Genomic DNA, 14,505 nt, shown 5'->3' on the forward strand with positions numbered 1-14,505 from the left:
AGATATTTTTCGGCTATTATACATAGCTTGAAAGACAAATACTCACTTCTCATTTTTTTTATTAAATTGGCGAATTGTGGTATAGTTCTAAACCTTTGAATCCGAAGTTATGAGGGACAGTGGTTCCATGAGCGACATTGCCAGAGAAATCACACCGGTCAATATCGAAGAAGAGCTGAAAAGTTCGTATTTGGATTATGCGATGTCCGTTATTGTCGGTCGCGCACTTCCAGATGTTCGAGATGGGCTGAAGCCAGTACACCGCAGAGTACTATTTGCGATGAATGTATTGGGAAATGATTGGAATAAACCCTATAAAAAATCTGCCCGTATAGTCGGGGACGTTATCGGTAAATACCATCCACATGGTGATAGCGCTGTTTATGAGACGATTGTTCGTCTTGCACAGCCTTTCTCTATGCGTTATATGTTGGTAGATGGTCAGGGGAACTTTGGTTCAGTTGATGGGGACTCCGCAGCTGCGATGCGTTATACGGAAATCCGTATGGCGAAGATTGCCCATGAAATGTTGGCGGATCTTGAAAAAGAAACCGTTGATTTCGTCCCAAACTATGATGGTACAGAGCAAATCCCAGAAGTCATGCCGACTAAAATCCCTAACCTTTTGGTGAATGGGTCGTCAGGTATTGCTGTGGGTATGGCAACCAATATTCCTCCACACAACTTAGGGGAAGTTATTAGCGGTTGTCTTGCTTATATTGAAGATGAAAATATCAGCATTGAAGGTTTAATGGAACATATTCCAGGACCTGATTTCCCAACTGCTGCTATTATTAATGGCCGTCGTGGTATTATCGATGCTTATCGAACTGGTCGCGGTAAAGTTTATATTCGTGCTCGTGCCGAAGTGGAAGTTGACGAAAAAAATGGTCGTGAAACCATTATCGTTAATGAAATCCCTTATCAGGTGAACAAAGCACGTTTAATCGAGAAAATCGCTGAGTTAGTTAAAGATAAACGTGTCGAAGGCATTAGTGCATTGCGTGATGAGTCTGATAAAGACGGCATGCGCATTGTGATTGAGGTCAAACGTGATGCAGTGGGTGAAGTTGTACTTAACAACCTATATTCATTAACTCAATTACAAGTGTCTTTTGGTATCAACATGGTTGCTCTGCATCAAGGTCAACCTAAGATCCTAAATTTAAAAGACATCATTGCTGCTTTTGTTCGCCACCGCCGCGAAGTAGTGACTCGTCGTACCATTTTCGAATTACGCAAAGCGCGTGAGCGTGCTCATATCCTCGAAGCATTAGCTGTTGCATTGGCAAACATCGACCCAATCATTGAATTGATCCGTCATGCACCTACACCAGCAGAAGCAAAAGCTGGCTTAGTGGCACGTCCTTGGGATCTAGGTAATGTTGCTGCGATGCTTGAACGTGCGGGTGATGATGCAGCTCGTCCTGAATGGCTTGAAGAGCAGTTTGGTGTTCATGATGGTAAATATTATCTGACAGAACAACAAGCTCAGGCAATTTTGGATTTACGTTTGCAAAAACTGACTGGGCTTGAGCATGAAAAACTGCTGGAAGAGTATCGTGAACTTCTGAAACAAATAGAAGAGTTGCTGTTTATTCTACGTAGCCCAGAACGCCTGATGGAAGTGATCCGCGAAGAGTTAGAAACCATTCGTGAGATGTATAATGACGCTCGCCGCACTGAAATCACCGAGAACACGGCTGATATCAATATTGAAGATTTGATTAGCCAAGAAGATGTTGTTGTGACGTTGTCTCACCAAGGCTATGTGAAATATCAGCCATTGTCCGATTACGAAGCGCAGCGTCGTGGTGGTAAAGGCAAATCAGCAGCACGTATTAAAGAAGAAGACTTTATTGAACGCCTATTGGTTGCGAACACACATGATACTATATTGTGTTTCTCAAGCCGTGGACGCCTCTATTGGATGAAGGTTTATCAATTACCTGAAGCCAGCCGTGGCGCACGTGGCCGGCCAATTGTTAACTTGCTGCCTCTTGAACAAGATGAACGTATTACGGCTATCTTACCAGTGCGTGAATATGAAGAGGGTTATTATGTCTTTATGGCAACCGCAAGCGGTACTGTGAAGAAAACACCTCTACAAGACTTTAGTCGCCCAAGAAGCGCGGGTATTATTGCCGTAAATCTTAATGAAGGCGATGAACTAATTGGTGTTGATTTAACCAACGGTTCAAACGAAGTTATGCTGTTCTCAGCCCAAGGTAAGGTTGTTCGTTTTGCTGAAGATGCGGTTCGCCCTATGGGTCGTACTGCAACAGGTGTGCGTGGTATTCGTTTAGTGGATGAAGACAAAGTCGTTTCACTGATCATTCCACGGGGCGAAGGCCATATTCTGACGGTAACGGAAAATGGTTATGGTAAACGTACGGCAGAGCAAGAATACCCAACAAAATCACGTGCAACTCAAGGTGTTATCTCAATTAAGGTGAGTGAGCGTAATGGTAATGTGGTTGGTGCTATCCAAGTTGATGAAACCGATCAAATTATGATGATCACTGATGCGGGTACGCTCGTTCGTACTCGTGTATCTGAGGTAAGTGTTGTTGGTCGTAATACTCAAGGGGTTACCTTGATTAGAACGGCTGAAGATGAAAAGGTCGTTGGTTTGCAACGTGTAGCAGAAACAGAGGATGATGAAACCTCTGATGAAGAAGGGGCTGATAATGCCTCTAGCAGCGATGCAGATGCTAACACACCTGAGTAAAGTGCGCATGTTATTAGCGTGAACAAAACGGGCGGTGTACTTTACCGCCCGTTTTGCTATCTACGGTCAGTCATTCTAACAGTTATCGCTTTTTGTAAGTTGTATCAGGTATACTCAATAACAGTATATAGCCCCTATTTAGGATAAAGATTGAGATATTTACCATCATTTAGGACGTCATTAAGGTTATCCCGTGATTTATTCCGTATCCTAGGCTTAATGCTATGGGGAATGGGTGTTTTTATTACATTATTCTTTCTTTATACCCAATTTAATGAAAGCAAGTCTGATATACGCCAACAGTTCTATTCAGGCTTTGAAAACATGCAGGGGTTTATTTTACAAACTGGAACAACATTGCGTTCGATTCAGTTTATGACCGAACAGCATGAAGAGAAACTAGAAACTCAGCCTGATTTCGTTAGATTGCCTGCAACAGGTGCTTATTCATTATATCCACTATCCTCTGAAGCAGATTGTGAATATTTTAAGCAACAAACTAATGCTTATTTGACTGCATTTGAGCAACTGATCTATTTTTGGAAAGATAGTATTGCTGCCCCTCAAGGGCTAAATCATATCTATGTAATAGGTTCAAAAAGCTACTGTATGATGGATTATCCTATCCGTACAACGGTATCGGATATTGAAGTGCTCAAAAAAATTGGTTATGAAAATGTCCGTTCTTATCAAAGTTTAAGATTGCAAGGGCAAGAGCGTAGTCTATATACCATTGTGCATGGTGCTCAAACGGATACTGGGCAACTTTATCTTATTCAGCCTATCTACTCAGAAGGTAAGCTTTTAGGCTTTATTGGTTTAGAGAGAACAATAAATTTAAATCAATTTAATCAGCGCTATAACAAATCAATTGAAGCTGTAGTGGTAAACTCTTATAACCAACCTGTTTTATATTACCCTATAGATTCAAACCCGAAAAATTCAAGCTTACTTTCTATCACAGAACCAAGTTTTTTTGGTTTTAACTCTGATTACTCAAAGCTGATATTCAAAAAGCGTTTAACACCATCATTGATGACGGTTATTTATGCTGTGCCAACCATTGAGATATTGGCTGAGCTTAAAGCGACTATTTTTTATAGTATTATCATCAACATTTTCACTGGCTGTTTAATCTTTTTCCTAATTTGGTTATTAGAAAAGAAAATGTTAGTTCCAGCTGCGAATACGGCTATTCGACTTGAAGAACATGAACAGTTTAACCATAAAATTGTCGCTTCTGCCCCTGTAGGTATCATTATCTTACGCTTGAGCGATGGCGGAAATATTTTAAGTAATGAATTAGCCCATGATTATTTTCGTTTATTAAGTGAAGATGATAAACAGCGAATATTAACTATCATTCGCCAAAAATCGAGTAACTATATTGATGTTGTGACAAGTAGCCGCACTCATTTACAAATTAGCTTTGTAAACTCACGTTATCAAAATGAAGATGTGGCAATTTGTGTTCTGATTGATATTAGTATACGCGTGCAGATGGAAAAATCACTGCAAGATGTTGCTGATGCAGCGGAGCAAGCCAACCATGCTAAATCAATGTTCTTAGCAACCGTTAGCCATGAGTTACGCACGCCACTGTATGGAATTATTGGTAATATTGAGTTATTACAAAGAACTGAACTATCTGATAAAGCTCATCGCCTCGTCACGACAATGGATAATTCATCATCACTGCTATTACAGATTATCAGCGACATATTAGATTTTTCAAAAATAGAGTCTAAGCAGCTCAAGATTGAGAATAAGTTATTCAACTGTCGTGATGTATTTGCTTTTGTTTTAGCGAATTATCTACCACTAATTGCTAAGAAACGTATTGCCTTGTATTCCTATATTGAGCCAGATGTACCTGATTTATTGTTTAATGATGCAGTACGCCTACAGCAGGTGATCTCAAACATCATTAATAATAGTATTAAATTCACCGATTCAGGGTTTGTTGTCTTTTATGTATGGCGTGATCAGAACTATTTAAAAATCGAGATAAAAGACTCAGGGATAGGCATGTCTCATGCAGTTGTCCTGCAATTATTTGATCCGTTTTTCCAAGTTTATGATCAAAATAATGTAGGGCATAAAGGAACAGGTTTAGGATTAGCAATTTGTGAGAAATTGATTAACTTAATGGACGGAGACATAGAAGTTAATTCACAAACAGGCTTAGGAAGCTCATTTATTGTCCGAATTCCACTTTATGGGCAAAAGTATGTTGAGCACAGTATCCCTGAATATCGTTTGAATTATCGTGTTGCTATTGTTTGCCAAAATAGCTTCCTAGCTAGTTTTTTAGCTAGGCTACTTAAACATTGTCATTTCATGGTATTTATCGGCGATGAAATTGATAAAACAGCAAACTATGATTTAGTGATCACTGATAATCAAGAGCTACATGGGTTAAATAGCAAAAATGAAATTCAGCTATGTAACTTATATGTCGGTGATTTACGTGAAGTTTCACTAAATAGGTGGCTATACAATACTTATCAGAATGAAAAATTACCTTTTGTTATTGATAAAATTATTTCAAAAACGACATTAGGAAACACACAGAAAGAAGAGAGCAGTAAAGCTAGCTCACATGAAATCGATGTATCACTGTGCTCTTATCAGGTACTGATAGTAGATGATCATCCAATTAATCGAATTTTATTGAGTGATCAAATATCGAATATTGGTTTCAATACCTGTACTGCAGTTGATGGTCTTGATGCACTAAAATACGTAGAAAGCCATTCTATTGATATTATTTTAACCGACGTTAATATGCCAAATATGGATGGTTACGAGTTGGCTAAAGCATTAAGAAAAGCCGGTTATACAATACCAATTATTGCTTTGACCGCAAATGCGATGGCGGAAGAGAAACAACGATGTATTGATGCAGGCATGGATGATTGCTTATCTAAACCAACAAAATTTACACTATTAAAAGAGACTTTACTGAGGTGCGTCTCAAGCTAGTGCTGAGCTTAGAAAGAAAAAAACCCGAGTTACCGGGTTTTTCTTCAATATACGCTATATGTTTCAATCGATTAATCAGAAGATGAATTATCGATGCTGACAGAAGACAGGTAGTTAAGCAACGCAATATCATTATCGACACCGAGTTTCAACATTGCTGATTTCTTTTGACTACTAATTGTTTTGATGCTGCGATTTAACTTTTTAGCGATTTCAGTCACTAAGAAGCCTTCCGCAAACAAGCGTAATACTTCACTTTCTTTAGGTGATAAACGTTTGTCGCCATAGCCACTTGCATTTACTTTTTCTAGCAGTTTGCTTACGCTCTCTGGGGTAAATTTTTTACCTTTTTGTAATGCCGCTAATGCTTTAGGTAAATCAGCAGGTGCGCCTTGCTTCAGTACGATCCCTTCAATATCCAGCTCGAGAATAGCACTTAAAATCGCAGGGTTATTGTTCATGGTCAGAACAATAACAGAAAGATCAGGGTAGTGACGTTTGATATATTTAATTAACGTAATACCATCACCGTATTTATCGCCTGGCATTGATAAATCAGTGACTAAAACATCGGCGTTTAAACGTGCCAAGTTATTAATTAAAGACGTCGAATCTTCAAATTCACCAACGATATTGACCCATTCAATCTGTTCGAGTGACTTTCGGATACCGAAAAGAACAATAGGATGATCATCGGCAACAATGACATTTAGGTTATTCATATTATTGGTTACCTTCTGGCATTAGTCTTCTTACTGAAAGATCCAGTTCTCTAATGCACTTACTTATTTTCAAGCTGTTTTCTTCTGCTATGTATAGTTCCAAATCTTCACAAAGCTTATGAAGGAACCTAAAATCTAGCATAGCAAAAACTCCTTTTAAACGATGTGCTGTGTTTTTCAATTCGGTTAAATCCTCAACACTTTCGCTATTATACAGTTTATTAATATCTATCGGTACTGTTGTGATGAACAAATCCTTATAGTCGCTATTTGATAAAGCATTTTGATAAGTGTGCAGTATGTTTTCTATTGAGTTATCAGCTGCTGGGGCGTTGTCGTAGTCGGAGAATGAAATGCCACCAGTATGATCTAAACTATCGCTTCCAGATTCTGAGTATTCAATTAGCAAAGATATAGCATCAATCAGTTCATCTGCAAAGTTATAGTTTACTTCAAGTTCGTGTGATGTGACTGAGTTGACACCTGAAGCGGTTCCTGAAATTTTTATAATGTCTTTAAACGTATTATCATCATTATCTGTTATCAATAAATCCCAATCAGCATGAGGTGAACTTTCATGCAACTCTAAAAATACAGCACCATAATTAGTTAAGGTGTTTCTGACAATACGTGATGCATCAAGATTGTGTATAGCTAGGCGTATATGGATGTCTTCAAGTAAGGTTGGATAGTTTTTCTCTATCAATGCTGTTTTTATGGGTAAACTGATTTTGTAATGGGAACCAATAGCAGAGCTACTATTGATTGTAAAGCTTCCACCCATTTTCTTACTGATTGCTCTACACAGGTAAAAAGTAACACCTGAGCGTGCAAATTGAGATGAGTTAGGCACTTGACCAGAGAATGGGTGTTGAAAGTTACTCAGCTCTTGGTTAGTTAAACCATTACCGCTATCTTTGATATCGATTACAATACTATCTATATCGTCCTGATAATTAAGAGTGACAGAGATTTTACCAAATGCTGTCGTATCAATTGAGTAATCCAAGACTAGCTGTAATAGATGCTCAAAACAATTGATATCTAAACTGAATAATGAATCAGGATTGATATTATTATAAAAATAAAGTGCTAACCCTTTATTTTTCAACTTCAAAATATTTTGTCTTAAAAATTGGCTAACCAGCAAAGTTGCAGAAACTTTATCTAATCGTAATTTACCTGTTGAAGATTCCATTGAATTTAATAGATTAATATTATTAAACCAGCGGTTCACATAATCAGTTTGCAATAAAATTGCCTCAATAAACGCTTGTTCTTGCACGTCAGAGGAGTGACGTAGACCTTCAACCGCTTTATTTAATTCGTCCAATGATGGTTGAATTTCAGCCTGCATATTTTCAAAAACAACTTTTCTTAACTGAATATTTTTTTTATATTCACGGTTCGCAAGCTCTTGACGTCGCTGGGTTAATGCTTCCTTATCTTTATCAACAATGATGAAGAGATAGGTATCTTCAAGCATAGTGATGTGCACCAAAGCGATTTCATAAATATTATTTTCAATCGAAACTTGGATTACATCATGATTATTTATCGCTAATTCCTTAATATGGCTGAGATCCATCGAAGGAAGTAGGGGATTGGCAACGCTATTGCTCAGTAGCTTTTTATTGCTAGAAAAATCATAAACCAAAATGCCATAACTAATATTGTTAATGATATCGTGATTAATATTATCTTTGAGATTTAGTTCATGTAACATCGCCGAATTGGGGGAAATGATACGTTTACGGATAAAAATACTGGTAGAAAGAACTAATAATATAATCACTAGCATGCAGGCTAATAGCCAGAGATTATAACCAATAACGCCAACAACCACGTCTTTTAGAGGAACTTTGTAGTAAACTTGATAATTACTACCTTCGATTTGATGTGCAAATAAGAGGCTTGTTCCTCGTGTTTCAACATTTGCCCCCTTGCTGGTATCACTATTGCGTGGGGATATGGATAAATAATCACCTTTTAGATTTAAAGGTAAAATTGAATTTATTGAGATATCGAAAGAAATCACACTAGTCAGTTGACCGGGAGAGTTGAACATCAAACGGTAAGTATAATAATAAATATTGTCTGGTGTTAATTTTTGCAGATTAGAAACAATTTCTCTTCTATCTAATAAGGTTGATTGCGTTAACATATCCGTGCGTTTTTCTTCTGCAGTTAACGTCAAGTAGCTTTCTTTATAACGTAATTCAGGTTTTAAAATGGAATGTGTGGTGACTAAAACTAATGTGTTATCTGAGCCATTGAGGTAGTACATAGAATTATATTCATTACGAGCGCCCCACACGATTTCCATATAATCAGCTAGTTTGCTAGCAAGTTGAGTATTCCGTGGTTTATCGCTACCAAATAAAATAGCATCAATAGTTTGATTTGCGCTACTTAGCCAAAAAACATCATGGCGGATCTTGGTGAGATGTGATGGCAGGTTTTCAGCGTAGGCGGACGTTACTTCGCTCTGTTTCTCATTAACTAACTTATAAATCAGATTTGCTTGATAACGATAATCTTCTAATTGATAAGCTAATTGTTTTGCCATGGTGTTTAAGGCGGCTTGGCGGCTAAGTAGCCATGAATTATAGGAGTTAAATAGCGATAATGAGAGCATCACCACCAGCAAGAGGATAAAGAGGTAAAATAGACGTGTAAGCCGTGTCGTTTTTATTAATGATTGTCTGTACATATTTGGGTGGACGGTCCTGTCGGCAAAAAGATATTAATTGATTAAAAATCATACGCCTATAAAGGTTTGATACACCTATTCTGCACAGATATTAACACTTTTGCTATGTAATAGAGAACAATTGAATGAAGATTAGCCAAACGAAACAAAAAAATCAATTTTTTTACTTTCAGGGGTAGACAAGGGGACGTGATTCCTCCATAATCGCGCCCCATGGAGAGATGGCCGAGCGGTCGAAGGCAGCGGTCTTGAAAACCGCCGATGGGTAACCATCCTAGAGTTCGAATCTCTATCTCTCCGCCAAATTAGCCGGCTTAGCTCAGTTGGTAGAGCAACTGACTTGTAATCAGTAGGTCACCAGTTCGACTCCGGTAGCCGGCACCAAATAAGAACCCGTTATCTCGTAAGAGATAACGGGTTTTTTCTTGTTGGTAACTCATGTCATTTAACCACTCCCTAGTATCTGATGAGACATACTTGTGTCTCATATCATAAAGCTGCGCATTTGTTGCTTCTCGCCATTTAAACATAATGTGAAATAATAGCGTAGGTATACAGCTTTCAAGTTGCCCAACAAGCCGCAGTAGGAAATGTCACTCAAACGGTATCTGAATTAACGTATAGTCAATGAATAGCAATATATCTTCATTAAGGAGTTAGTATGTTAAAAGTGATCGCTGAAGATTTTATCAAGACAGAAGCAATTGATACGGTATTACCTCTGTATAAGGAACTGGTCGCTTCCACCAAAAATGAGCCATTATGTATCTCATATGATTTGTATATTGATGAAAAGGATCCTGGGCATTTTATCTTTATTGAAGAGTGGCCAAATCGGGAAGCGTTAGATATACATTGTGCCTCAGAGCATTTTCAGCGACTTGTTCCGATGATCAATAAATATCAAAAAGCAGAGCCGAAGTTCATACTGATGAATACTATTGTTAGGTAAGATAGTTACTAAATCATCAACACTACGGAATTTTATCACGAGTTAAACACGGCTATTTCATTAGACTATCAACTGTATACTGGTAGTTTTCTCTTTATTATCAGCAAGAAAGGGTAATCATATGGCTTTTAATCACTCAATTGTTACTTTACCGAAAGTCACCATCGCAGGTATTCATGTTAGTACTGATATTACAAATGCTTCTAAAGAATGCCCTGCTTTATGGTTAAATTTTGGCGAGCACGTTGTTGGCAAACTGATTGGCAGTCCAATACTTGATAGCAATTATAATGACAATGTTTATGGTGCTTCTATTGCATTGAGTGAGAGTCGTTTTGAGTATTGGGCTGGCTGTGCCATTACATCGACAGATGGTTTACCTACAGAATTGGATTATCTGATATTAGAGGCTGGCGATTATGTTACTTGTACTGTTGAGCAGATAGAACAGATAGTGCCAGCGTATGACAGCATATACAAAAAATGGTCAGCTGAGACAACAAAGTATGAGCTGGATCTACAATTTCCATGTTTTGAGCAATATGTAAAAGATTGGTCACCAGGTATGCCGTTTAACATTTATGTCAAAATTAAAGCTAAATTATAGTAATGATTGATTATTTGAATGACTCCATCTATGTTGAAGTTAAAACTAAACTAAGGAGCTAAGAATGAAAGATTCTCATAATATTGCGGAGTGGGCGAAAGTTAGAGAAACGTCAATTGAAATTGCTCAGGCTATCTTTGAACTAGCAAATAATGACGAAGTGCTGGCGGAACAGATTTGGGAAGAAGGTTCTGATGAGGTTTTACCTCTAGCCTTTTCAAAAACAAAGGCTGACAGGTTGTTTTGGGGTGAAGAAACGATCGAACGAAGAAATGTTTAAATAACATTATTGCCCTACATAAAGGTATGTAGGGCACTTTAATTTACTGATTGGTTGTTTTTGAGCTTCTATACCATAAGAAAAAATGCAGTAATCCCATTGCTCCATGACCAATAATATAAGCTTCGATAAGCCCTGTTAGCGTCTTGTGGATATTTTTAGCTTCGTTAGCGAATGATGAATCTTGTAGCCATAAAATAAACCAAGTGATACCAGATAAAATAACTATCGCTAATGCACCTAAGCCGAGTCCTTGAACGGAAGTAGCCAGTCCTTTAGGTGAGCTTTCTGGTAACTTAAATTTGATAAGCATTTTAATGTCGGCACTTATCTGGGCAAAATCTCCCCATAAGTACGGATAAAAATAACGTAAGCCACGATTAGAGAAACAGACAGTAATTAAAAAAGCCGTGAAAAATAGTAAACTAATTCCCACGATAATATGCAGCCAAGTAAAATAAAACATGTAGCCATTTACTGGGATGTAACCTGTATTTGAGACGTCCATCCAATTACTGATAATTATTTGCATTATCACTAATAATAGGATAACTATATGTAGTATTCGGACTGTATTTGTTTGATACAAGCCAAAAAACTTCCAAATTGATTTTAACGGACACATAGTTACCCTCGATTCATGTAAAATTTGTATCTTTGTAGTCTTTTTAATACAAACAATCAATGAATTTATTTTGATGATAAAAATAAGAGTTAATAAATCAATTGAGAATAAGAGTGATAATCATTTCAAGTTGGCCTTATTCGCTCGCTATTGTTTATAATAGCGAGTTTAATAATATATCCATATTTAGAGAAACAATCATATAAAATGAGTTTGAATACATTCATCTTCCATTAATTTGTATTTTTCACGTTGAATTTGCATATAACAAAAATCAGCGCGGCGTTCACACCATATTTGATTACGGTAAATTCGAGAGAGTCTATTTGCCTGCGACCATGCTTTAGAAGCTTCGAAATATTTTCCCGAACGCTCTAAGCGGATAGCATCTCGAGCAGCACGATAGTAGAGTGGGCCATCATTGTTTTGAATTAACATAAAAATCTCCAATATATAGGATGGGTTTCATAGAGTAATTATTGTTTGTCTAATATTTTTTTCGCCATAGAGATAACTTCAGGTAAGTTTTCGGTAGAAACCTGACCTAGTTTTTTAGCATTAAATCGATTTAAAATTATAACGGCTTCATTGCGGTAGCCATTCTTAGCAAGTTGTAGTATTAACTGTTCTGCTTGTGAAAATAATACTTTGGGATCTGTTTTTTTAGGTTGATTTGCGGTGATCACTTTTGATTCTATCAATGAGAGAGCGTATTCACAGCGTTCGGCAATTCCATGTAATTCTTCCCAATTTGCGAGTATTTCAATGCATAAATTATGTATTGCCATATTCGGTAATATAGTGACAGGTTCTAAATTAGCTAATGTCATATATAGGGCATTTATTTGATTTAGCTGATCGAGGTTATTTCCTTCATAAGCCATTGCTATTTTCTCTATATGCAGTTGGCTAAGTTGCTCAAAATTACCTTTAAATAATACTGCGAGCGCTACAACTTGTTTAAGATCTAATGTCTCAATACTAATCGCCACTGAAGGATGAGGCTGGTTTTCGGTGAAATATTGTTTTTCTTGTGCATTAAAATCAACAGTTGATTGTTGTTCACTTGTTGGCAAAGAGTGCTGTGATTGTAAAAGCATGATCAGCTGATGCAATGCAAGCGTGTTTTCTTTGATTGCGTGTTCGAGTTCCATGATAAGTCCTCATTACTATATAAGTTGTACTAATAGAGATGATATTACTATAAAAATAGTAAATGTAAACTATAAATATAGTAATTGTATTATTTTATACTTATCTAATTATTTTTTGAGAGAGAAATAGAGAGGGACTAAAATGTTTCCTTGCCTATCTTTAGCAAGGAAACAAGAAGTAAGTAGAAAGGACTATCTTTTACGACGATAAATTCGATGTTCAACCATAACGCCAATTAGCGAAATTTGATAATCATGGCTATTAAGTGTTGGATAGTCAGGATTTAATGGAACTAATTCAAATTCGCCTGTGCCAATGCCTGTTGGGCGATATTTTTTAAATGTGCCTTGGTTACCACCGTTTTTAGCAAAAACAAATTCGCCTGGATTAGGCCAAATTTCAGTATCAATGACCACAATATCGCCTTCTTTAAACTCAGGTGTCATGCTGTCACCTTCAACTCTTAACGCAAATGCATTTGCGCTAATATCATCATCGACTAATATGTATTCAAAGTTTCCCTCATAGTCAGTGATTGGATTGGCATCTTTAAATAACCCTGCTTGCACATAGCTAAGAAGCGGAACTCGTCGCGTATTGACTTCAGACATTGGCATGATGTTTTTACCATTTAGTAGCCATTCAGGGTGCGATTGAAGTGCTTTTGCTATTTCTATGATATTTCTAGGTTTTTTAGTGCGACCATTTTCAATTGATTCCACTGACTGTTGGCTAATACCCGCCCGTTCCGCGAGTTCAGTTTGTGTCAAATTTAATTCCTGCCGGCGTTGCCGGATCCTACTTGCCAAAGACATGGGTAACTCCCGTAACATAATGAAAGTCTTATTACTGCTCATAATACAATTTTTATTGTATTTGACAAACAAATATCATGGTAGTTAAATACAATCAATATTGTTAAGACTAATTGTTCGAAAAATGACCTTGATTGGTGGGTGGTAAGGTTGTTATCAGTGAGTGATGCAGAGGGAGGCTCAAAATGATGCACAGAAATATACAGCAGATTTTGTCTTATTGGGGGGGATGGTCATATGGGGAGCACTATGGTTCGATCGGTTGGTCATCAGTTGCTGCGGGGTTTCGTGATCTCGTATCATATACAAAAAGTAACCGACCAATGTGTAGCGATGAAGATGGCTTAGTTATTGACTTATGTGTTGCTAAATTAGGCTTGGTTGGGATGGAACGAGAACGCAGCTATATCGAAGATTTTTATATTAAAGGCCATTCAAAGCGAGCGATTGGGCGTAAATATAAAATTCGTGAAGGTGAGATCCGAGAAAGGCTCCAAATTGCAGAAAGTTTTATTTTAGGCTGTTTAGAGACATTGAATATTCAATTAGATATAGATATTATCTGTGAACAACGACTATTAAAATCAGATAAGTTAGTGCGCGCGCAAAACATTTGTTAATCTGATAAAGCTGAAATTTATTAATAAAACTGTGGCCCCTTAGATAGGGGCTTTTTAATGTATTGAAAATAAAGTTGAGGTAATAATAAGTGAATGTATGCACTGGGTTCATTTTTTATTGTCGGAAAAAGAAGTTGGTGCGCGCGCAAAAATGTGGTTAATCTGATAAAACTGAAATTTATTAATAAAACTGTAGCCCCTTCGATAGGGGCTTTTTATGTATTGAAAAAAGTTGGGATAATAATAAGTGAATGTGTTTACTGAGTTCATTTTTTATTATCGGAAAAAGAAGTTGGTGCG

12 protein-coding genes and 2 tRNA genes are annotated in these 14,505 nt (G+C 37.2%); 8 read left to right on the top strand and 6 right to left on the bottom strand.

The window, feature by feature from the left end:
- Positions 1–127: 127 nt before the first annotated feature.
- Positions 128–2,731 (top strand): DNA topoisomerase (ATP-hydrolyzing) subunit A, encoded by a 2,604-nt coding sequence (gene gyrA, locus AC3Z9T_RS01865; RefSeq protein WP_490124506.1) that lies wholly within the window; start codon positions 128–130, stop codon positions 2,729–2,731.
- A gap of 150 nt (positions 2,732–2,881) precedes the next feature.
- Positions 2,882–5,716, top strand: a complete 2,835-nt coding sequence (rcsC, locus tag AC3Z9T_RS01870; protein WP_490124507.1) for a two-component system sensor histidine kinase RcsC — start codon at positions 2,882–2,884, stop codon at positions 5,714–5,716.
- A 71-nt stretch (positions 5,717–5,787) separates the two neighbouring features.
- On the opposite strand, the gene rcsB is transcribed toward rcsC, so the two are convergent.
- On the bottom strand, positions 5,788–6,438 hold the full coding sequence (gene rcsB / locus AC3Z9T_RS01875; RefSeq protein WP_070929256.1) for a response regulator transcription factor RcsB: 651 nt from the start codon (positions 6,436–6,438) through the stop codon (positions 5,788–5,790).
- A gap of 1 nt (position 6,439) precedes the next feature.
- The gene (gene rcsD / locus AC3Z9T_RS01880; protein ID WP_490124508.1) at positions 6,440–9,151 is read right to left on the bottom strand and encodes a phosphotransferase RcsD; all 2,712 of its coding nucleotides are present in this window, start codon (positions 9,149–9,151) and stop codon (positions 6,440–6,442) included.
- 215 nt (positions 9,152–9,366) lie between these two features.
- On the opposite strand from rcsD, the gene AC3Z9T_RS01885 reads away from it, so the two are divergent.
- The 5 genes from AC3Z9T_RS01885 (at position 9,367) to AC3Z9T_RS01905 (ending at position 10,990) form a co-directional block, all read left to right on the top strand.
- A tRNA-Ser gene (locus AC3Z9T_RS01885) sits at positions 9,367–9,454 on the top strand.
- A gap of 5 nt (positions 9,455–9,459) precedes the next feature.
- A tRNA-Thr gene (locus AC3Z9T_RS01890) sits at positions 9,460–9,535 on the top strand.
- 277 nt (positions 9,536–9,812) lie between these two features.
- On the top strand, positions 9,813–10,103 hold the full coding sequence (locus tag AC3Z9T_RS01895; RefSeq protein ID WP_490124509.1) for a putative quinol monooxygenase: 291 nt from the start codon (positions 9,813–9,815) through the stop codon (positions 10,101–10,103).
- A 121-nt stretch (positions 10,104–10,224) separates the two neighbouring features.
- Positions 10,225–10,710 carry a GyrI-like domain-containing protein gene (locus tag AC3Z9T_RS01900; RefSeq protein WP_490124510.1) on the top strand — a complete coding sequence of 162 codons (486 nt, stop codon included), beginning with the start codon at positions 10,225–10,227 and terminating at the stop codon, positions 10,708–10,710.
- A 64-nt stretch (positions 10,711–10,774) separates the two neighbouring features.
- Positions 10,775–10,990: a YccJ family protein gene (locus tag AC3Z9T_RS01905; protein WP_490124511.1), complete on the top strand. Its 216-nt coding sequence runs from the start codon at positions 10,775–10,777 to the stop codon at positions 10,988–10,990.
- Between the two features lie 43 nt (positions 10,991–11,033).
- Here AC3Z9T_RS01905 and AC3Z9T_RS01910 read toward each other — a convergent pair whose 3' ends face one another.
- The 4 genes from AC3Z9T_RS01910 to AC3Z9T_RS01925 form a co-directional block, all read right to left on the bottom strand.
- Positions 11,034–11,615, bottom strand: a complete 582-nt coding sequence (locus AC3Z9T_RS01910; protein ID WP_490124512.1) for a cytochrome b/b6 domain-containing protein — start codon at positions 11,613–11,615, stop codon at positions 11,034–11,036.
- Between the two features lie 198 nt (positions 11,616–11,813).
- Positions 11,814–12,053, bottom strand: a complete 240-nt coding sequence (locus AC3Z9T_RS01915; RefSeq protein ID WP_490124513.1) for an ANR family transcriptional regulator — start codon at positions 12,051–12,053, stop codon at positions 11,814–11,816.
- Positions 12,054–12,091: 38 nt separating this feature from the next.
- Positions 12,092–12,769, bottom strand: coding sequence for a hypothetical protein (locus AC3Z9T_RS01920; protein WP_490124514.1), 678 nt, complete (start codon positions 12,767–12,769; stop codon positions 12,092–12,094).
- Positions 12,770–12,961: 192 nt separating this feature from the next.
- Complete coding sequence (locus AC3Z9T_RS01925) at positions 12,962–13,585, bottom strand: LexA family protein (RefSeq protein WP_490124515.1); 624 nt, start codon at positions 13,583–13,585, stop codon at positions 12,962–12,964.
- A gap of 185 nt (positions 13,586–13,770) precedes the next feature.
- Between AC3Z9T_RS01925 and AC3Z9T_RS01930 the strand changes: the two genes are divergently transcribed.
- Positions 13,771–14,205 carry an antiterminator Q family protein gene (locus AC3Z9T_RS01930; RefSeq protein ID WP_490124516.1) on the top strand — a complete coding sequence of 145 codons (435 nt, stop codon included), beginning with the start codon at positions 13,771–13,773 and terminating at the stop codon, positions 14,203–14,205.
- Positions 14,206–14,505 lie beyond the last annotated feature (300 nt).

The sequence above is a fragment of the Providencia sp. 6390 genome, from assembly GCF_058148425.1.

What these genes read in the sequence shown, in the direction of transcription:
- AC3Z9T_RS01910 (WP_490124512.1), bottom strand. Translation starts at nt 11,615, where the DNA reads ATGTGTCCGTTAAAATCAATTTGGAAGTTTTTTGGCTTGTATCAAACA.
- AC3Z9T_RS01915 (WP_490124513.1), bottom strand. Translation starts at nt 12,053, where the DNA reads ATGTTAATTCAAAACAATGATGGCCCACTCTACTATCGTGCTGCTCGA.
- gyrA (WP_490124506.1), top strand. Translation starts at nt 128, where the DNA reads ATGAGCGACATTGCCAGAGAAATCACACCGGTCAATATCGAAGAAGAG.
- AC3Z9T_RS01925 (WP_490124515.1), bottom strand. Translation starts at nt 13,585, where the DNA reads ATGTCTTTGGCAAGTAGGATCCGGCAACGCCGGCAGGAATTAAATTTG.
- rcsB (WP_070929256.1), bottom strand. Translation starts at nt 6,438, where the DNA reads ATGAATAACCTAAATGTCATTGTTGCCGATGATCATCCTATTGTTCTT.
- AC3Z9T_RS01900 (WP_490124510.1), top strand. Translation starts at nt 10,225, where the DNA reads ATGGCTTTTAATCACTCAATTGTTACTTTACCGAAAGTCACCATCGCA.
- rcsD (WP_490124508.1), bottom strand. Translation starts at nt 9,151, where the DNA reads ATGTACAGACAATCATTAATAAAAACGACACGGCTTACACGTCTATTT.
- AC3Z9T_RS01905 (WP_490124511.1), top strand. Translation starts at nt 10,775, where the DNA reads ATGAAAGATTCTCATAATATTGCGGAGTGGGCGAAAGTTAGAGAAACG.
- AC3Z9T_RS01930 (WP_490124516.1), top strand. Translation starts at nt 13,771, where the DNA reads ATGATGCACAGAAATATACAGCAGATTTTGTCTTATTGGGGGGGATGG.
- AC3Z9T_RS01920 (WP_490124514.1), bottom strand. Translation starts at nt 12,769, where the DNA reads ATGGAACTCGAACACGCAATCAAAGAAAACACGCTTGCATTGCATCAG.
- AC3Z9T_RS01895 (WP_490124509.1), top strand. Translation starts at nt 9,813, where the DNA reads ATGTTAAAAGTGATCGCTGAAGATTTTATCAAGACAGAAGCAATTGAT.